Consider the following 19,006-nt stretch of genomic DNA (forward strand, 5'->3'; position numbering starts at 1 on the left):
TTTGTCAACTCAAGATTGCATTTTAAATCGCATTTTGTCATGCTGACATTGCAAATCTGCAACAAAAAAAATTCATGACAATATTTTCCGCGAATATTTTTTGTAGAAAAATTGGTCTATTTCAGGAGAAAAATTGGTTTACAAAAAGACACACAACGGACACCCACCTAATATACAAACACATACAAACCACTATTTACAACTAATATAAATTGCACACACCAAGTAAAAAGTGTGCAATTTGACTGCAATCTGCGGAAATTGACTTTAAGAAATCGAAAAAAGGGAAGCTTAAGAGGGAGTTTATTTTCCGTTTTGCACAAAAACGATAAAATAAAAATAATTAATATGGAAATATTTCCGGATATACAACACACTGATTCTACTTTCGAGAAAGAGCTCTATTTTACTGCGAAAAGAGCAAAAAAATCCCCGCCAGCAATAGCCAACGGGGATTTGTATGATTTGAATTTATGCTAATTACTTATTCAGCAAAGCAGAAACCTGGTTGAATACGTTTTCAGCTGTGAAACCGAATTTTTCATCCAACACTTTGAAAGGTGCAGAGTAACCGAAGTGATCCAAGCCCCAAACGATACCGTTTTTACCTACCAAACGATACATTGAAGAAGGAAGACCGGCTGTCAGACCAAATACAGGCAAGTTAGAAGGAATAACTTCTTCCTGGTATTCTTTTGACTGGTTGAAGAACAAACCTTCAGACGGAGCAGAAACGATTTGTACCTGAATACCTTTGCGTTCTTTCAGCAATTCAGCTCCGGCAACCAAAGAAGCAACTTCTGAACCGTTAGCAACCAATACAACTTCAGGTTTTTCGTCTTTAGTAACGATGTAAGCACCTTTAGCTGCCTGCAAAGCTTCTTCATAGCGATTTCCGCTTACTGCAGGAAGGTTTTTGATATTCTGACGAGACAGGATCAAAGCTGTTGGAGTTTCTACGTTCTCCATAGCCATTTTCCATGCTACAGTACACTCTTCAACGTCAGCAGGACGAAGAACCAAAGCACTGTTTTTGCCGTGGTGGTTTTTCAGTTGCTCCATCAGGCGGATCTGAGCTTCCTGCTCAATCGGCTGGTGGGTAGGACCGTCTTCACCTACACGAAATGCATCGTGTGTCCAGATATATTTAACCGGCAATTGCATCAAAGCAGCCATACGAACAGCTGGTTTCATGTAGTCAGAGAATACGAAAAATGTACCACAAGCACAAACTACACCGCCGTGCAATGCAATACCATTCATGATTGCAGCCATAGTCAGCTCACAAACACCAGCTTGCAGAAATGCACCTGAGAAGTCGTTGTTTTTGAAGAAAGTAGTATTTTTAAGGAAGCCGTCTGTTTTGTCAGAGTTAGCCAGGTCAGCAGAAGAAACAATCATGTTTTCTACCTCTTTAGCAAATACGCCCAATACAGTAGCCGAAGCAGCACGTGTAGCCTGATCAGCTTTCTGAGCAATTTTAGCGTAATCAACAGCTGGAGCTTCTTTAGAGAAGAATTTTTTCAGCTTAGCTGCCAATTCAGGATTAGCAGCTTCCCATGCAGCTTGTTCTGCTTTTTTCTCAGCAGCGATTTTTTCAAGCTCAGCAGCACGCTTAGCATACAAATCAGCAACTTCAGGGAAGATTACGAATGGGTTTTTAGGATCACCACCAAGGTTTTCGATTGATTTTTCGAAAGAAGCACCAGCTTCACCCAGAGGCATACCGTGAGTAGCACATTTGCGCTCATAGCTTTCGCCAGACTCAGTAACTGCACCTTTACCCATGATGGTTTTACCAATAATCAAGGTAGGACGTTCTGTTTCAGCATGAGCCATTGTCAAAGCACCGCGGATGGCTTCTGCACTGTTACCATCGATAGTCAATACGTTCCAGCCCCACGCCTCGTATTTTTTTGCAGTATCTTCTTTGGTTACAGCCCATGTTTCGGTTGACAACTGAATATCGTTGCTATCGTAGAACATGATCAGGTTGTGCAATCCCAAGTGACCAGCCAAACGGCCAGCACCCTGAGAAATTTCTTCCTGAACACCACCGTCAGAGATAAACGCGTAAGTTTTGTGGCTCATCCACTCACCGAAACGTGCACAAAGGAAACGTTCAGCGATTGCAGCTCCCACAGCCATTACGTGACCCTGACCAAGAGGACCTGATGTATTTTCAATACCACGCATAACATCTACCTCTGGGTGTCCCGGAGTCGGGCTATCCCACTGACGGAAGTTGCTACACTCTTCCATGGTAAATTTGCCGGTCAAGCTCAAAATAGCGTAGAGCATTGGCGACATGTGACCCGGATCTAGGAAGAAACGGTCACGATTGATCCATTCAGGATCTTTTGGATCGTAGGTTAAAAACTCAGAGTAAAGAATGTTTACAAAGTCTGCACCACCCATGGCACCACCCGGGTGACCTGACTTTGCTTTCTCAACCATAGCAGCAGCTAAAATACGAATATTATCAGCTGCTCTGTTTAATACATTAAGTTGACTCATTGTGTATTAGTATATAAGTGTAAATCGTACATTTATTCTGCAAAAGTAGAAAAAAAAGAGACACCAAACACAGTCCGTCTCATTTTATAAAGAATTTTTTCCGTAATTCTTTAGTTGATCATATTGCAAATCTGAGTAAGATAATTCAGATCTTCCTTATCAAACCGGTTTAGCAATTCACTATCAATATCAAGCACAGCAAAAACCTTATTGTCAGCAATCATTGGGATTACTATTTCAGAGCGGGAACGGGAGCTACAGGCAATGTGACCGGGAAAAGCATCGACATCAGGTACAACAATCGCCGCCTGTTGCTTCCAGGCCGTTCCACAAACACCCCGACCATATTGTATCCGCGTACAGGCTACTGGTCCCTGAAACGGGCCTAAAACCAACTGTTCTTCTTTTACCAGATAAAAACCAACCCATAAAAAATGAAAGGCCTCCTTCAGCACAGCCGACACATTAGCCATGTTTGCAATTAAATCTTTTTCACCACTGACTAATGCTTCAATCTGGGGTAAAATTGCCTCATAAATATCCTTTTTAACTCCGGTATGAGGAATATTCAGTTGTTCTGCCATTTCATTATTATCTTAGAAAATACAATAAGCCCGGATTAATCCAAATAGAGATAATCGTAATGAATCAGAGGTTTTGCGCCTTGCTGCCCGATTAATTCGCGTGCCTTATCACTGTCCGCAGAAATGCGGCCAACACCAATCTGTTCACCATCAGGATTGAAAATCTTCACGATGTCATCTTTCTCAAAATCACCTTCAATTTTCACCACACCTACAGGTAACAAACTGACCGCATTGGGTTGCAACATAGCGTCGTATGCTCCCTGATTGATGTGAATTTCACCCTTGGCAAATCCATCGGAATGGGCAATCCATTTTTTCACATTAGAAACCGGTTTCTCAGCGGGAATGAAACGGGTGCAAAGCGTCTCGTTATCACTTAATAATGCAGGCAAAATACCATCTTTCTTTCCGTTGGCAATCATCACGGTTATACCTTCATCTGCTACTTTACGGGCAATGTTACATTTAGTCAACATTCCACCACGACCAAAAGAAGACTTCTGTGTTTGTATATATTGGGACAAATCCTGTTTTGCACTGAATATCTCGCGGATAACTTCCGATTCCGGATCTGCCGGATTTCCGTTGTAAATTCCGTCTATATTACTCAGAATCACCAGAGCTTCGGCCCCCATCATGGTCGCGACCATTCCTGACAATTCATCATTATCGGTAAACATCAGTTCCGTCACCGAAATCGTATCATTCTCATTCACAATTGGAATTACACGATTCTCCAGCATCACGGACATACAGTTTTTCTGATTGAGGTATTGCACACGGGTGGAAAGGCTATCCTTGGTTGTCAACACCTGCCCGCAGGCGATTCCGTGATCGCGAAACATTTCGTAATAACGATTAATCAGTTTCGCTTGTCCGACAGCAGAGAAAAGCTGGCGGGCAGAAACTGCATCGAGTTTCTTATCTACGTTGAGCTCGCTGCGCCCGGAAGCCACAGCTCCCGATGATACCAAAACCACCTCTACCCCATTGTGGTGAAGTTCAGCAATCTGGTCTACCAACGCAGACATGCGGGTTACGTCCAGCGTTCCATCTTTGCGGGTCAATACGTTACTGCCGATTTTTACGGCTATTCTTTTGAATAAATATTCCATTGATGTTAATCTAAACAAACGCTCAAAAAACATTCTTACAGTTCATCGGATTCGCCAGATTCTTGGCTTCCGCGGTGTAAAGATAATTCAATTCTGCGGCATATGCCTCCTCTATTTTCCCACGAACCATCTTCATGGTACTGTTGACCATGCGGTTTTGCTCGGTAAATGGCTCTGGCAGAATAGCAAAGGTAGATGGCAACCAACGTTCCGGAAACATTCCGGCATGATGTCCTTTTCCCTTAAACTGATCAATAGCATGTTTGATTAACAGAACTGCCTCTTCCCTACTTTTTTCACTATTCCAATCATGGTGATGATGAATATGTTTTTTCAAATACTCTTTGTTCGGAACAATCAATGCGACTGTGTAGGGATTCTGATTATTGTAAAGCATGATCTGGTCAATCGCCGGCGAAAGCGAAACCATCGCCTCTTCAATACCTTCGGGACTGTATTTCTCGCCATCGCTACCAATCAGTAAGCTCTTGAATCGTCCCATCACATAGAGATAGCCGTCTTCGCCCATATAGCCCATATCACCGGTGTATAACCAACCTTCACGAACTGTTTCTGCCGAAGATGCCGGATTTTTCCAGTAACCGGCCATAACATTTTCACCACGAACAACAATTTCGCCTTTTTCTCCGAGTGGAAGTTCTTTCCCTTCGTTATCCAGAATCTTAATATCCAGTGGTTGAACCAGCACTCCGGATGAACCAAATTTGTGATTCACCGGTCCGTTGGATGAAATTACCGGTGTAGCTTCTGACAGTCCGTAACCCTGAAACATTGGAATACCCAGAGCGTAATAGAATTGTTGCAAATCTTTATCGAGCAATGCGCCTCCACCTACAAAGAATTGCAGGTTTCCGCCAAAGTTATCCCGTATTTTAGAAAATAATATTTTGTCAAACAAAGAAACGAACGGCTTCAGGACAATACGCCAACCGGCACCTTTATTCCAACCATCCTGATTGTATGCGATCGCCGTTTTAAGAGCCAGATTAAATAATCCTACTGTAAATCCGCCTTTTGCCTTAATACCATTTTCAATATTCTTCTTGAAGTTTTTGGCTAATGCTGGCACACTCAATAAAAGATGAGGTTTTACCTCCTTTATATTCAAAGGTATGTTTTTCAGCGTTTCTAAAGGTGTTTTACCGGTTTGCACAAATGCAACAACACCTCCGCATTTCATGAAAATATAGAATCCGACCACGTGGGCAAAGCAGTGATCCAGAGGTAGAATAATCAGATTTATCCAACCCGGGGGTATAGAAAGCAAAGACAACGACTGCTCAACATTAGCTGTGTAGTTTCGATGAGTCAAAATTACACCTTTTGGTTCTGCGGTAGTACCTGATGTATAAGTGATCGTAGCGTAATCATCATTCTGCAAGGCATTTGCCGTTTGCAAAAACTCTTCTTTTGAATGAGTTTCAAAATACACTTTACCCAAACGGTAAATCTCAGCAAGCGCCATCTCACGCTCTTCGTATTTTTCCAAATGATCCAGAACAACGATTTGCGTCACTGCCTGAATTTTATCCTTAATAGCTCGGATTTTTGGCAATTGTTGCCCGGAAACAATCACATATTTCGCATCGGAGTGCTCAATTCGGAAAAGTAAATCATTAGTCTCCTCCAGTTTTACGGACAAAGGCACATTAATCGCTCCGGCATAAAACATCGCCAATTCGCTGATAATCCAGGAACCTTTACCTTCCGATAGCAAGGCTATTCTATCGTTTTTTTCTACACCTAATGCCTTTAGTCCGGCACCCATTCGGTAAACCAGATCATGAGTCTGGGCATAAGTGGTTTCTATATATTTCTTATCGGTTTTTTCATACAAAAAAGGACGTTGCGCATGTTGTTGCACCGCCTCTTCAAACAAATCGACAAGGGTTTTCTTCATAGTTTGATATACTGTTTCAAATATTCCGGGAACAAAATTACCAATAAATTATGACATATCTTTCGGTGCAGGCTTTACCAGCAGGGCACTCAGCTCCCATAAAAGATAAATGGGTAGAAATACGACCATAAGTGTAAATGGATCTCCTGTAGGTGTAATTACAGCAGCTAAAATCATAATCACGACCAAAGCGTGCTTCCGAAATTTGTGAAAGAATGCACGGTTAAGAATCCCCAACTTCGATAATAACATAGCCAGCAACGGTAATTCAAAAACAATCCCCATGACAAAACACATCATTGTAAAATTGTCAATATAGGAATCCAGGGAAATAAAATTTTTCACTTCCCGGCTCAACTCGTAGGTTGCCAAAAACCGTAAGGTCAATGGAAAAACCAAGAAATAACTTACGACGACACCGAGAAAAAACATGAAGTTTCCAAAGAGAAATGCCCAGCCGATATTCTTGCGTTCATGCACGTACAATCCCGGACGGACAAAGAGCCAAATCTGATATATAATAAAAGGAAAACTCAACACTACCGCCAGCCAAAAGGAGAGCGACATGTGAGTCATAAACTGAGTGGCCAGATTTACATTAATCAGATTTACATCAAACCGCGCGAGAAAAAAATCCGGCATCATCGGAACAACATGACTCAGAGTAGCCAACCAACGGTAGAAAATGAAATCAGAATGACAAGGCGCCAATATAATCCGGTCAAACAAATCAGGAATATAGATAAATAAAAGAATAGACGCAATACCTACGAAAATCAAAGAATAAAATACCCGCTTTCTCAGATCATCAAGGTGATCCCAGAATGTCATTTCTTCAGCAGAAACAGCTTTCATTCCTGATCTTTTTTCTCTTTATCGTTTTCCCCTTTAATCTCTTTCTCCACCTCATTCATTCCCTCTTTAAAACTTTTTACGCCTTTTCCCAACCCTTTCATCAGTTCGGGAATTTTTTTACCACCAAATAAGAGGAGAACTAACACTGCTATCACGACAACTTCTGGCGTACCCAGATTGAAAAGAAGTAAATGGTTCATGGTCAAAATATTTATAGGATGAAAGAAAAATGATTATCTTTTATATCAATCGCTGATTGCGATTTCACGCAAATATAAACCAAAATAGGCAATGTTTGAACGGGTTAGCGATTATTTTGCTAATTTTGCGGCCGTAATTTTGAAAACAAGAACTGAAACAAACCGGAAGAACGTCTGTTTCGACAGCCACAAACAATCGAAAAGCAAGAGAGTCCTTCCGAATATATTCGTTTAAAAATCATACAACTAAAATGAAAGCATTTGTATTCCCGGGACAAGGCGCCCAGTTTGTAGGAATGGGCAAAGATTTGTACGAAAACTCTGCCCTGGCTAAAGAGATGTTCGAAAAAGCGAACGAAATTTTAGGGTTCCGCATCACTGACCTGATGTTTGCTGGTACTGATGAAGATCTTCGTCAAACTAAAGTAACTCAGCCTGCCATCTTTCTGCACTCTGTGATTTTGGCAAAAACTATGGGTGAAAAATTCGCTCCCGAAATGGTTGCCGGACACTCTTTAGGTGAATTTTCCGCACTGGTTGCTGCCGGAGCATTGTCTTTCGAAGACGGACTGAAACTGGTTTACGCACGTGCTATGGCCATGCAAAAAGCTTGCGAAGCGACTCCTTCAACTATGGCTGCGGTATTGAACCTTTCAGACGAAAAAGTAGAAGAAATCTGTGCCGGAATCGACGATGTAGTTGTGCCTGCAAACTATAACTGTCCGGGGCAAATCGTAATTTCAGGTACTGAAAGCGGCATTGACACTGCTTGTGAGCAACTGCTTGCAGCCGGAGCTAAACGTGCACTGAAACTGAAAGTAGGTGGTGCTTTCCACTCTCCGGTAATGGAGCCTGCACGCGCAGAACTTGCTGAAGCTATCAACGCGACTGAATTCCACAAACCAATCTGTCCGGTTTACCAAAACGTAAATGCAAAACCGGAAACAGAACCTGCAGTTATCAAAGAAAATCTGATTGCACAGTTGACAGCTCCGGTACGTTGGACTCAATCTGTTATCAATATGATTGCTGACGGTGCAAACGACTTTACAGAAGTAGGTCCGGGGGCTGTTCTTCAGGGATTGATAAAAAAAGTGGACAAAAACGTAGCGACTCAGGGAGCTTAATTTTTGAATCTCAATATCAAAGACGCTTAGTTATTCCTTTTGGAAAAGCTAAGCGTCTTTTGCATATTTCTCCCCGTTAAATTATCCGGAGAGGAATTTTTTCTTATCTTGCCGACTCGTATATATCAGAAACGAAAACTTTAAGTTGAATGTCAATGATTTTTTCCAAACATAATTATACATTGGGAGTGGCATTGAGTGGCGGAGGAGCAAAAGGCTTTGCACACATAGGTGCTTTAAAAGCGCTAAATGAGAATGGTCATTTCCCTGAAATTATATCCGGGACAAGTGCCGGCTCTATTATTGGAGCTCTCTATTGTGATGGCTACACACCGGACGAAATCGTAGATATATTTTCTGATAAATCATTTACTTCACTAGCCGAATTCACTCTTGCCCGCGGAGGCTTTATGACTTTTAAAGGACTAAAAAACTTCTTGGAAAAGTATCTGAAAGCCCGCACTTTTGAAGAACTTGAGATCCCTCTGGTAGTCTGTGCAACAGACTTCGATCATGCCGAAAGCGTTTTTTTCAGAAGCGGCCCACTGATAGATGTTATTTGCGCATCAAGTAGCATTCCTATCATTTTCCAACCGGTTAAAATACACAATATCAATTATGTGGACGGAGGCGTCCTTTGCAACCTTCCGGTCAGACCTATCCGGGAAGAGTGTAAGAATTTATTTGGAATAAATGTTACGGCCTATTTGACAGAGGACTACAAAAACAGCTTTTTCGGAATCCTTGAGCGCTCTTTTTTAATGATGCTTAAAGCAAATACGATTCCGGATAAAGAATTGTGTGACCTTTATATCGAAACAGCTGAAGGAAAGTTTAATAACATATTTAACCTGGAATACCTCAATGAGCTGGTTCAGCTTGGTTACCATTCCACGCTATCCGAGCTTCTGAAACGTCAACAATAGGAAAACCCTTACAATGAAAAAAATAAAAGTTGGAATTGCCTCTTTCGGAATGTCAGGAAAAGTATTCCATGCTCCTCTTTTGGCAGCACATCCCGAATTTGAACTTACAGCTATTTGCGAACGCTCCAAAAATGAAGCAGCTGGACTTTATCCCAATACACGAATCTACAAATCATTCGAAGAGCTGCTGAATGATAAAGAAATTGAACTAGTTATTGTTAATACGCCAGACACTACGCACTATGACTTTGTCAGGCAAGCCCTTAATGCTGGAAAACATGTCGTAGTTGAAAAACCATTTGTTTTTACTGTAGCGGAAGGTCTGGAACTCATTGCTCTTGCTTACGAAAAGAGTCTGCTGCTTACTATTTTTCAGAATCGCCGTTGGGACGGAGATTTCCTGACGGTGAAAAGCATTATTGAGCAGGGCCTTTTAGGTCGTGTAGTTGAATTCCGTTCGAGCTTTCAACGCTTTCGCAACTTTATTCCACCGAATACATGGAAAGAGGCCAAAAACCGTTATGTAGGAACCACCTATAATCTGGGCTCACACATGATTGATCAGGCTATTTGCCTGTTTGGATTGCCCAAAGGTGTTTTTGCCAGAATTGCCACTTTGCGAGATAATGCCGAAGTGGATGATTATTATCATATCATGCTCATTTATCCGGATATTCAGGTAAGTCTGTCAGCCGGATACCTGATGCGTGAAGAAACCCCACGCTATACTATACATGGCACATTGGGTTCTTTTGTCAAATACGGTCTTGATCCACAGGAAGAAGCATTAAAAAGTGGCTCAATACCGGGCTCTACCCATTGGGGAGAAGAACCTGAAGCCAATTGGGGTATCTTACATACCGAGATAAACGGAAAAGTTGTTCGCCGTAAAGAGAAAACCATCCCCGGCAATTACACAACCTACTACGACAATATCGCTGATTGCCTGCTGAGAAATGGAAATCCGGCTGTACCGGCAATAGAAAATCTAAAGTTAATCCGTGTCCTGGAAGCGGCGTTCCAGAGTCAGGAGCTAAACAAAGTCATTTTCTTAGAATAGAAATAATTTATGCGACATGAAAGATAAAGTAATTATATATCAGGTTTTCAACCGTTTATTTGGAAACCCAAATACAACAAATAAATTCAACGGAACTATAGTAGAAAACGGTTGTGGAAAATTCTCAGCGTTCACAACTAAAGCCTTGGATGAAATCAGGTCGTTAGGATGCACCCACATCTGGTACACCGGCGTGATAGAACATGCTACCCGGACTGATTATTCAGCTTATGGCATTGCCAAAGATAATCCCAACATTGTAAAAGGAAATGCAGGTTCACCCTATGCCATTAAGGACTACTACGATGTAGATCCGGATTTATCCAATGATGTACCCAACCGCATGAAAGAGCTAGAGAATCTGATTAAACGGACTCATAAGGCAGAGCTGAAAGTCATCATTGATTTCGTTCCGAATCATGTTGCCCGTCAGTATAAATCAGACGCAAAACCTAAAGGCGTAGTCGATTTGGGAGCAAACGACGATACAATGGTCAACTTTGATCCACAGAACGACTTTTATTATATACATAATGAAGAGCTTAAACTGCAATTTCCGATGCAGTTCCCCAAGGAAAAATATAAGGAAAAACCGGCAAAAGCAACCGGAAATGACTGTTTCCATGCCTATCCGTCGGTTCATGACTGGTACGAAACGGTAAAACTAAACTATGGGGTGGATTATCAGGATTTCGGACATCACCATTTCCATCCCACCCCCGATACCTGGGTTAAGATGCGCGATATTCTTATGTTTTGGGCCGCTAAAGGTGTCGATGGCTTCCGTTGCGACATGGCAGAAATGGTTCCGGTGGCATTCTGGGAATGGGTTATTCCACAGATAAAAGAGCATTTCCATCAGATAATTTTCATTGCCGAAGTTTATAATCCAACTGAATATCATAATTTTATCCGTCATGGAAAATTTGATTATCTCTACGACAAAGTAGGTCTTTATGATACACTAAAAGAAATCTCCAAAGGATACAAACCCGCATCAGCCATTACCGGATGTTGGCAATCATTGGGCGGCATTGACAACAAAATGCTCAACTTTCTGGAAAATCACGACGAACAACGTGTTGCTTCTGAGTATTTTCTGGGAGATCCATTAAAGGCTGTTCCTGCGCTCATTGTCTCTTCGACAATCAATAAGGGACCGTTTATGGTCTATTTCGGTCAGGAATTGGGAGAAAAAGGGATGGACTGCGAAGGTTTCAGCGGACGGGATGGACGAACTAGTATTTTCGATTACTGGAATCCGACAACTGTTAGCAGTTGGTATAATGATGGAAAATGCAATATATCGGCATTATCAAAAGAACAACAAGAATTGCGCAAGATTTACAACCGCATTTTGGTCATTTGTAATGAAGAAGCCTCTATTCGTAAAGGCGAATTTTATGACCTGATGTATGTAAACTATCACAATATCACCTTCAATCCTGAAAAGCAATACGCCTACATCCGCAAATACGAAAAAGAGATGTTGCTTATTGTGACAAATTTTGACCAGAAAGATGTGGATATTGCCATCAATATTCCGATGCATGCATTCGAGTTCCTTAACATTAGGGAAGGTGCTACTTTGAATTTCACCGACCTTTGTACAGGTGACACAATTACACGGGAATTGAGCTCTTCGGTACCATTTAGGATATCGGTAAAGGCCTTTTCAGGGGTTATGATGAAGTGTTTTCTGATAGAATAATAGTTTACACATCAATTTTAGACCAAATATTGCCCGAAAGCGGACAAATATTCATACTTTTGTACTCACTATTTAACAAACCCATATCTACTCAAACGAGATGGCACAAACACCACCACTATTCAAGATCTTCTCGGGAACTACTTCCCATTATTTAGCTGAAAAAATATGTGAAAGCATTGGTTGTGAACTTGGAAAAATGAACATCACTCATTTTGCAGACGGTGAATTTTCTGTTTCTTTCGAAGAATCAATCCGTGGCTCACATGTTTTCCTCATCCAATCAACTTATCCTAATTCAGACAACCTGATGGAACTGTTGCTGATGATCGATGCAGCTAAGAGAGCCTCTGCCAAATCAATCGTTGCAGTTATTCCTTACTTTGGATGGGCACGCCAGGACCGCAAAGATAAGCCACGTGTATCAATCGGGGCGAAACTCATTGCCGACTTGTTGAGCGTTGCGGGTATTGACCGTCTGATCACGATGGATCTTCATGCAGATCAGATTCAGGGATTCTTCGATGTTCCGGTGGATCACCTTTATGCATCATCCGTTTTCATCCCCTACATCCAATCATTAAATCTTGATAACTTAGTGTTTGCGTCGCCTGACGTTGGTGGTTCAAAACGTGTAAACTCATACTCTAAATACTTCGGTGTTCCTTTGGTTTTATGTCATAAAACCCGTTCGAAAGCAAACGAAGTGGAACAAATGACCATCATCGGTGATGTTTCGGGCAAAAATGTAATTGTTGTGGATGATATGGTGGATACAGCCGGCACTATCACCAAAGCGGCAAATATCATGAAAGAAAACGGAGCTATCTCTGTAAGAGCAATAACCAGCCATGCTGTGATGTCCGATCCTGCCAGCCAACGGGTAACGGACTCTGCTTTGACTGAAATTATCTTTACCGACAGCATTCCATTCAAGAAATGTTGTCCTAAAGCAAATATTCTTTCAGTGGCAGACTTGATTGGTGAAACTATCAAACGTGTTTACACGAATGAATCCATCAGTTCGCAGTTTTTGATTAAGTAATAATCTGAAACAACATATTAGCTACAAAAAACGGGAAACAAAATTTGTTTCCCGTTTTTTGTAGCTAAAAAGCCTCCTTCGAATCAAACATTCAATCAGTAATTGGTCAAAAGCTGTTCTTGCTTTTTGCAAACAAATTAATTAACTCAATTAAAGCTTCAACAAAGTATATTCAAGTATTGTTTCAAAGCTCATTCAGCCAATAGAAACATTTTCCAACTAACTGAATGAAAGAACTAAGAATAAAAGAACGATGAAAGTTTAATCTAATATCGAACTCTTAATTCTTTTGCCCGGTAAAATATCACTTTCATCGTCCTTATTTTCAATTCTGATTCGCACTAATAATAATCACCCCGCCATTCGGTTGAATAACCAATTCGGTCTTACCTGATTTCGCGATGCTTTCGCTTTGCATGTGTGCTGAAGCATTATTATCATCGAAATAACGGGTAACCTTCAGACCTGCCAGCAAAGACAAATCTACTTTCAGTTTCAATGCTTCCTTGCCGGCATTCACTCCGACTACGTACCATTTTGCTCCGTGACGACGAGCGATAACAACGTATTTGCCCGGATATCCGTCGATGAAACACGTTTCGTCCCAGGTAGTCGGAACCTTCTTCATAAAGTCAATGGCCAATGCAGGCGCATCGGTCAGGTTGTTTGGCGCAATGGCAAAGTTCTGAATCGGATTCTGGTACAAAACAGCTGTTGCAATCTCAAAGATATCCGTTGTTTTACGGATCTGACCACCATTATTGTTGCGGTTCAGTCTCTTGTTGAGTACCACAGGGCCAAATTCCATACAACCGACAGAGTTGCGGATGAAAGGATGTAAGCAGGCATTAAAAGCTGCCATATCATCAAAATGCTGGTTAAATATCAGATTTTCAGATGCAAGTACAGCTTCGCTACCCACATAGTTGGGATACATACGCTCCCATCCGCGCGGTAATGTACAACCGTGGAAAATAATCATTAAACCATATTCGTTTGCATCTGACAAAATATCCTCATAGAGTTTCATGGTTTCCTGTTTGTCTCCACCAAAGAAGTCAACCTTCAATCCTTTTACACCAATCTCCTTCAACCACTTCATCTCCTGCTTACGGGCAACGGAGGTATTCATCCGCTGTTTCGGACCTTGTGGTGCATCATTCCAGGAACCGTTTGAGTTGTACCAGATGAAGATATCCACACCTTTGCTTTTGGCATATTTCACCAGATCAGGGATTTTATCGTAACCGATTTGCTTGTCCCACATACCGTCAATCAGGCAATATTCGTAGCCCATCGTTGCGGCCAGGTCGATGTATTTCACCTGGTCATCGTAGTTAACGCTATTATCCTGCCACATAATCCAGCTCCAGGTAGAGCGACCGAATTTGTACTCCTGTGAAGGCTGGTAAAGCGGTTTCACCACATCAAAAGGAACGGTGGTTTCCACGATAGGCTTCAGATTGCTACCCACGGTAATCGTACGCCATGGTGTTGAGCCCGGCAAAGCAAATGCAGCATTTGCAGCACCTACGCCATTGTTTTCACCCGCATCGGGAAATGCAACAGTGTACAAACCCTCCTTCGTACCATCACTCAGATGCGATGCACAATATCCGCTGGTCACTCCGGTCTCCGAAACCAGTGCCCATCCGTTATCCCCGACGTGGAACAAACAGGGGAAAGTATATCCGCGGCCATATTGTGACGGAGTACCCATCGCTTCATCGGCTTTATACTCTTCTTCGTAGCTCGGTTTTGTCTTCATCCAACCAATCATCGGAGAAGCCTGAGGACAGATAAATGTGGTAGTTTGCTGTGGAAAGTTAAATCCGGAAGCCTCTTTCTCAATGATGCAACGGGCAGTTTCACCGAACTGTGGCAAGGAATAACGGTAAGCGATATCGTTGTTGCTTACACGAAAAGTAACGTCAACTTTCTTCTTTTGGGCATTAGTGAATGTACAAACCAGCTCATTGGCCTGGTAATGCACCTTACCGGTTTTGATACGGGTCTGTTCGTAAGTTTCATCAATGACAGACTCTTTGTGATCGGTCAAGGTCATATCCTTGCTAAAGTCGCCAACGTTTGTGACCAACCCCAACGGGGAATCTTCCAGAATCGGTTTCTCCTTGTAGGTTACGGCGTAGGTCGGAACACCTGCTTTTACAAATACTTTTACTTTCAGCTGCTTGTCTGGTCCCGAAACAACAAACTCCTGTGCAAGCAAAGATCCTGCAAAGAGCAACATAAAGAGACCCAGAAATAGTTTTCTCATTGTGTGTTTTTAATTATTAGATTAGTGATTAAAACCTTCTTTTGTGTGCCAAAATTAGACAATTGAATTCATTTCCAGGAGGATAAAAAACAAAAACAGGTGATATTTTGTCCAATTCCTAATTAGAGAACGGTTTTAGCGGAAATCCACTAAAACCGTTCTCGCAAAGCATTTGGTTATTTTATTTTGTTTTCATCCGGATTACTGTAAATGAATAAGCCGGCATCGTACAATTAAATTCTTTGCCCACTGTTATCGTGCTTATTTCAGGTTTCTGGTTCTTCTCATTGATATTACCGGTTAGTACTGATTTCACGGCAGAGGAAAGAACAGTACCAACACCTTCGAGACTAACTTTCGTGTTTATTTCTACCGGAAGTATATTCACCAGTTTTACAATCAGGTCACCGGTTTTACTATCACGTACAGCAGACATAGAAACACGTTTAGCAAGTTCTTCTTTACTGTCAGAAAGCTTTATTTTTCCATTTATGAATTGATCGCCTGAGTTCTGGCCATAGAGCTTCTGCACATAATAGTTGACAGTCGGTTTAGCTTCCGTGTTATTGAAATAGATCATATCCGGATTCCACTGCGTATGCCCCTCTTTTGCCAGAAGCGGAGCATAAGACGACATGCTCACCACATCGCCGTTTCGTTCCAATGTGGTCATATAAAGGGCTTCCGAAAGAGCATTCGCCAAAGTACTCCCCCAGGATGCGTACTCTCCGAGATATACCTTAGGTTTTGAACGATCATATTTGTCATAAAAATCCTGGTTATTGATGAACCATCCCACCGACTGATAGTAGTGTTCGTCCACCATAGGCACACCAAGTCTGGAGGCAATTTCCCATCCTTCAGTGTAATCTGTACCTTCGGAATTAGGGCCAACCGTTCCGATTACCGTGATCTCGGGATACTTCGCCTTAATCGCTTTGTAGATCATGGAAAAGCGTTCCTCGAATATATCGTTAATCAGGTCTTCGTTACCAATACCGATGTATTTCAGGTTGAATGGTTTCGGGTGGCCTGCTTCGGCACGGAGTTTCCCCCATTTGGTCTTTGCATCGCCATTGGCCCACTCGATCAGGTCAAGGATATCCTGCACGTATTGATCCATCTCACACATCGGCACACCACCTTGCTGACCGGCGCCACCGGTAGCCGAGTTTTGGCAGGGAACACCGGCGGCAATGACCGGAAGCGGAGCCGCACCCATGTCTTCGCAGAACTGGAAGTATTCGTAGTATCCCAATCCCATAGACTGGTGGTATCCCCAAAGGTTACGCATCGGTTTGCGGGCTTCCAGTGGCCCAATGGTATTTTTCCATCGGTAAATGTTGCCAAGACCATCACCATGCGAAACACATCCGCCCGGGAATCTCACAAAACGGGGATGGATATCAGTAATCAACTGAGCTAAATCGGCACGCAATCCATTCTTACGGCCATTGAAAGTCTTTTGCGGAAAAAGGGAAATCATATCCAGTGCAACGGTTCCGGCAGATTGTGGAACGATCTCCAGACGGGCATCAGCAATCCCTTTTTTAGCAACAATAACAGCGTTGTACTTTTTCCAGGTGGTCGAGTTTGTTGCAATGGTTGTCTCACCGAACAGTTCACCTTTGGCATTCACCAATCTGATCAATAACTTTTTAGCCCGACCGTCACTGTTGCGCACAAAAATGGAAAAATCATACTTGTCCCCCTCATTCAAGGCAATACCGTCAAAGCCTTCGTTCACCAGTCCGGCACCCGGTTCGGTTATTTTCAGCAGAGCAAAGTGCTTATTATTGACATGAAGTGGAGAGATCGTATCAATAAGAAACTCAGCTTTGGTTCCGTTCAGGCTCCAGGCTTTGGTACTGTTCCAGCTTTTGTCCCGTCCTTCTTTATCTCCGGGATTATATTCAAATCCACGGTTCTGAATCAGTTCGGCGTAAAGTCCTCCATCAGCAGCATAATTGATGTCTTCAAAGAAAACGCCAACCAGTTTGTCGCTGATTTTCTTAGCATCAGCAGAATTTACCGAAACGGTAGCCTCTAGCGGCTTCAGATTTGCGAAGCGGGTAGCATCGTCTTTAGGCGATTCGCTGAATAACTTGCCGCGGTAAGCTTCCAGTTTTTGCTTATTGAGTAAAGATTCCACAGTTGACCAGGCTACTTTGCGTACGACTCCGGTCTCTTCATTCCCATTTACAAAAATCTTTTCACGGCTGTTCAGACGGGCTGCAACGGGAACAGACTTTGTAGAAGTATAGGTTTTGAAATCTTTTGTTGTCACAGTATAAGCCTCAGTCCCCTGTGATTTTTCACTCAACCAGGTGATCACATAAAGAGCATGTGCTCTATCATAGGAAACCTCTGGTTGCAGGCAGTTTCCGCCTTTCATTACTTCGGGATAGGTCTGTGGTTTCCAGTAAATCAAATCCTTAGAAACAGCATGGGCAAAGACCCCGTCTTTCTCGTTCAGGCTCCAGACGCAATGCCAGAGATTGTCCGGCCCCTGAAACAGGTATGGTGAAACCATTCTTTTCTCAGCACCCCAACGTCCATAGTCGGAGAAAAGAAAACGAAATTCCGGACCAATGCTATTCCAGTTTTTGCGGTTGGAACTCCATGCATAAAGCAAGCCACTGTGTCCGTTGCTCTTTTGGGTAGAATAAGCAAAGATATAGGCTGAATCCGGTTCATTGACCGACTTTGCGGATAACGCCTGGCCGGATATCAGGGCCACCAGCCAGAGTAATGATAATAGTTTTCTCATTTATGTGTGTTTTGGATAAAATTATTCGAACCCAAAAGTACTACTTAATACTATTTCAGAAGTTCACAAATCAGTCTTTTTTAGTCGATAAATATTCACAGATAGCTGGAAATTCAAGAAAACAATACCGGATAAAGAATTCTGATGTTTTCTTTTTTAATAATTTTGCGGGCAAATACACACACTATGAAACGACTAATTTATTCACTGTTTGCTTTACTCGTTCTTTCATCTTGTATATCAAAAGAAGAAAGAGCGGTTTCCGAAACCCTGGTTAAGTCCGTTATCCAGGCGTATCAAAAGAACGACACTACTGCATTCCATGCCCTGTTCCTGACCGAACCCGAATTTATCCAAATGGGACTTGACGGGCAGAAGATAAAAAAAGAGGAAGAGCGTACACTTGGCAAAGAAGACCTGGTCGTAGCCTGGCAGAGCATGGACATGAATGTCAATCAATGCTACTCCGATCTTAAACAGGCCGCAGAAAAGCAGGGAATAAACTGGGCAAATGCACAATTGGCCAGCATTGACAAAGTAAAACAGTTTACCAGCATCGGGGTAGAAATCTGGAGAATCAAAGCAACCATTAAAAGCGGGGAAAAGACGTTTGAGTTTAAAGTCTGCGACGCCCACATGATGCCTGATGGAAAGCTAAAGTTGGTGCAAGTCAGAAAATACAATCAGGAACAAAAGTAAAAAGAGAATTTACGGGCTAAAAAGAGGAAGCGGTTTCATCCAAATGAGATGAAACCGCTTCCTCTTTTTTTATACGACAAACTTAGAGCCTGTTTAAATTTTATTGCTCGACTTTTTTAGAGCTATTTCGAGGTAGATTTTTTGCTTTTATCCCGTAGATTTAGCGGGCTAAATCAAGGGGGAAAAGTGAAAAAT

14 protein-coding genes are annotated in these 19,006 nt (G+C 42.2%); 6 read left to right on the plus strand and 8 right to left on the minus strand.

All coding sequences use genetic code 11. The features are described from left to right. Positions 1–480: 480 nt before the first annotated feature. The 6 genes from MLE17_RS09365 to MLE17_RS09390 all read right to left on the minus strand — a co-directional run bounded on the left by MLE17_RS09365 (position 481) and on the right by MLE17_RS09390 (position 7,195). Positions 481–2,517, minus strand: a complete 2,037-nt coding sequence (locus MLE17_RS09365) for a transketolase family protein (RefSeq protein WP_243348529.1) — start codon at positions 2,515–2,517, stop codon at positions 481–483. Between the two features lie 110 nt (positions 2,518–2,627). Beyond that, entirely contained in the window at positions 2,628–3,101 is a 474-nt protein-coding gene (locus tag MLE17_RS09370) for a GAF domain-containing protein (RefSeq protein ID WP_243348530.1), read from the minus strand. A 35-nt stretch (positions 3,102–3,136) separates the two neighbouring features. Beyond that, on the minus strand, positions 3,137–4,219 hold the full coding sequence (gene proB, locus MLE17_RS09375; RefSeq protein WP_243348531.1) for a glutamate 5-kinase: 1,083 nt from the start codon (positions 4,217–4,219) through the stop codon (positions 3,137–3,139). Positions 4,220–4,241: 22 nt separating this feature from the next. Continuing rightward, entirely contained in the window at positions 4,242–6,140 is a 1,899-nt protein-coding gene (locus MLE17_RS09380) for an AMP-dependent synthetase/ligase (RefSeq protein WP_243348532.1), read from the minus strand. A gap of 48 nt (positions 6,141–6,188) precedes the next feature. Then, complete coding sequence (gene tatC / locus MLE17_RS09385; protein WP_243348533.1) at positions 6,189–6,995, minus strand: twin-arginine translocase subunit TatC; 807 nt, start codon at positions 6,993–6,995, stop codon at positions 6,189–6,191. Beyond that, a complete protein-coding gene (locus MLE17_RS09390; protein WP_243348534.1) occupies positions 6,992–7,195 on the minus strand; it encodes a twin-arginine translocase TatA/TatE family subunit in 204 nt (67 codons plus the stop codon). Before MLE17_RS09390 ends, tatC begins: the two co-directional genes overlap by 4 nt. A gap of 251 nt (positions 7,196–7,446) precedes the next feature. On the opposite strand from MLE17_RS09390, the gene fabD reads away from it, so the two are divergent. The 5 genes from fabD to MLE17_RS09415 all read left to right on the plus strand — a co-directional run bounded on the left by fabD (position 7,447) and on the right by MLE17_RS09415 (position 13,064). Then, positions 7,447–8,322, plus strand: a complete 876-nt coding sequence (gene fabD / locus MLE17_RS09395) for an ACP S-malonyltransferase (RefSeq protein ID WP_243348535.1) — start codon at positions 7,447–7,449, stop codon at positions 8,320–8,322. Positions 8,323–8,477: 155 nt separating this feature from the next. Next, positions 8,478–9,248, plus strand: a complete 771-nt coding sequence (locus MLE17_RS09400; protein WP_243348536.1) for a patatin-like phospholipase family protein — start codon at positions 8,478–8,480, stop codon at positions 9,246–9,248. A 13-nt stretch (positions 9,249–9,261) separates the two neighbouring features. Continuing rightward, positions 9,262–10,308: an oxidoreductase gene (locus MLE17_RS09405; RefSeq protein ID WP_243348537.1), complete on the plus strand. Its 1,047-nt coding sequence runs from the start codon at positions 9,262–9,264 to the stop codon at positions 10,306–10,308. Between the two features lie 16 nt (positions 10,309–10,324). Then, positions 10,325–12,019, plus strand: a complete 1,695-nt coding sequence (locus MLE17_RS09410) for an alpha-amylase family glycosyl hydrolase (RefSeq protein WP_243348538.1) — start codon at positions 10,325–10,327, stop codon at positions 12,017–12,019. Positions 12,020–12,119: 100 nt separating this feature from the next. Beyond that, positions 12,120–13,064: a ribose-phosphate pyrophosphokinase gene (locus MLE17_RS09415; RefSeq protein ID WP_243348539.1), complete on the plus strand. Its 945-nt coding sequence runs from the start codon at positions 12,120–12,122 to the stop codon at positions 13,062–13,064. Positions 13,065–13,389: 325 nt separating this feature from the next. On the opposite strand, the gene MLE17_RS09420 is transcribed toward MLE17_RS09415, so the two are convergent. Both MLE17_RS09420 and MLE17_RS09425 read right to left on the minus strand, forming a co-directional pair. Beyond that, positions 13,390–15,342 carry a glycoside hydrolase family 97 protein gene (locus MLE17_RS09420; protein ID WP_243348540.1) on the minus strand — a complete coding sequence of 651 codons (1,953 nt, stop codon included), beginning with the start codon at positions 15,340–15,342 and terminating at the stop codon, positions 13,390–13,392. Positions 15,343–15,523: 181 nt separating this feature from the next. Continuing rightward, complete coding sequence (locus tag MLE17_RS09425) at positions 15,524–18,112, minus strand: alpha-L-arabinofuranosidase C-terminal domain-containing protein (protein WP_243348541.1); 2,589 nt, start codon at positions 18,110–18,112, stop codon at positions 15,524–15,526. 186 nt (positions 18,113–18,298) lie between these two features. Here MLE17_RS09425 and MLE17_RS09430 point away from each other — a divergent pair, with 186 nt between their 5' ends. Next, positions 18,299–18,811: a hypothetical protein gene (locus tag MLE17_RS09430; RefSeq protein WP_243348542.1), complete on the plus strand. Its 513-nt coding sequence runs from the start codon at positions 18,299–18,301 to the stop codon at positions 18,809–18,811. The last annotated feature ends 195 nt before the right edge of the window (positions 18,812–19,006 follow it).

This window comes from Parabacteroides sp. FAFU027 (genome assembly GCF_022808675.1).
Taxonomy (GTDB): domain Bacteria; phylum Bacteroidota; class Bacteroidia; order Bacteroidales; family UBA7332; genus CAXXIC01.

Excerpts from the sequence above, each read along its gene's own strand:
- MLE17_RS09390 (WP_243348534.1), bottom strand. The coding sequence starts at position 7,195 with ATGAACCATTTACTTCTTTTCAATCTGGGTACGCCAGAAGTTGTCGTG.
- MLE17_RS09380 (WP_243348532.1), bottom strand. The coding sequence starts at position 6,140 with ATGAAGAAAACCCTTGTCGATTTGTTTGAAGAGGCGGTGCAACAACAT.
- MLE17_RS09410 (WP_243348538.1), top strand. The coding sequence starts at position 10,325 with ATGAAAGATAAAGTAATTATATATCAGGTTTTCAACCGTTTATTTGGA.
- MLE17_RS09425 (WP_243348541.1), bottom strand. The coding sequence starts at position 18,112 with ATGAGAAAACTATTATCATTACTCTGGCTGGTGGCCCTGATATCCGGC.
- MLE17_RS09420 (WP_243348540.1), bottom strand. The coding sequence starts at position 15,342 with ATGAGAAAACTATTTCTGGGTCTCTTTATGTTGCTCTTTGCAGGATCT.
- proB (WP_243348531.1), bottom strand. The coding sequence starts at position 4,219 with ATGGAATATTTATTCAAAAGAATAGCCGTAAAAATCGGCAGTAACGTA.
- MLE17_RS09405 (WP_243348537.1), top strand. The coding sequence starts at position 9,262 with ATGAAAAAAATAAAAGTTGGAATTGCCTCTTTCGGAATGTCAGGAAAA.
- MLE17_RS09400 (WP_243348536.1), top strand. The coding sequence starts at position 8,478 with ATGATTTTTTCCAAACATAATTATACATTGGGAGTGGCATTGAGTGGC.
- MLE17_RS09365 (WP_243348529.1), bottom strand. The coding sequence starts at position 2,517 with ATGAGTCAACTTAATGTATTAAACAGAGCAGCTGATAATATTCGTATT.
- fabD (WP_243348535.1), top strand. The coding sequence starts at position 7,447 with ATGAAAGCATTTGTATTCCCGGGACAAGGCGCCCAGTTTGTAGGAATG.
- tatC (WP_243348533.1), bottom strand. The coding sequence starts at position 6,995 with ATGAAAGCTGTTTCTGCTGAAGAAATGACATTCTGGGATCACCTTGAT.
- MLE17_RS09370 (WP_243348530.1), bottom strand. The coding sequence starts at position 3,101 with ATGGCAGAACAACTGAATATTCCTCATACCGGAGTTAAAAAGGATATT.
- MLE17_RS09430 (WP_243348542.1), top strand. The coding sequence starts at position 18,299 with ATGAAACGACTAATTTATTCACTGTTTGCTTTACTCGTTCTTTCATCT.
- MLE17_RS09415 (WP_243348539.1), top strand. The coding sequence starts at position 12,120 with ATGGCACAAACACCACCACTATTCAAGATCTTCTCGGGAACTACTTCC.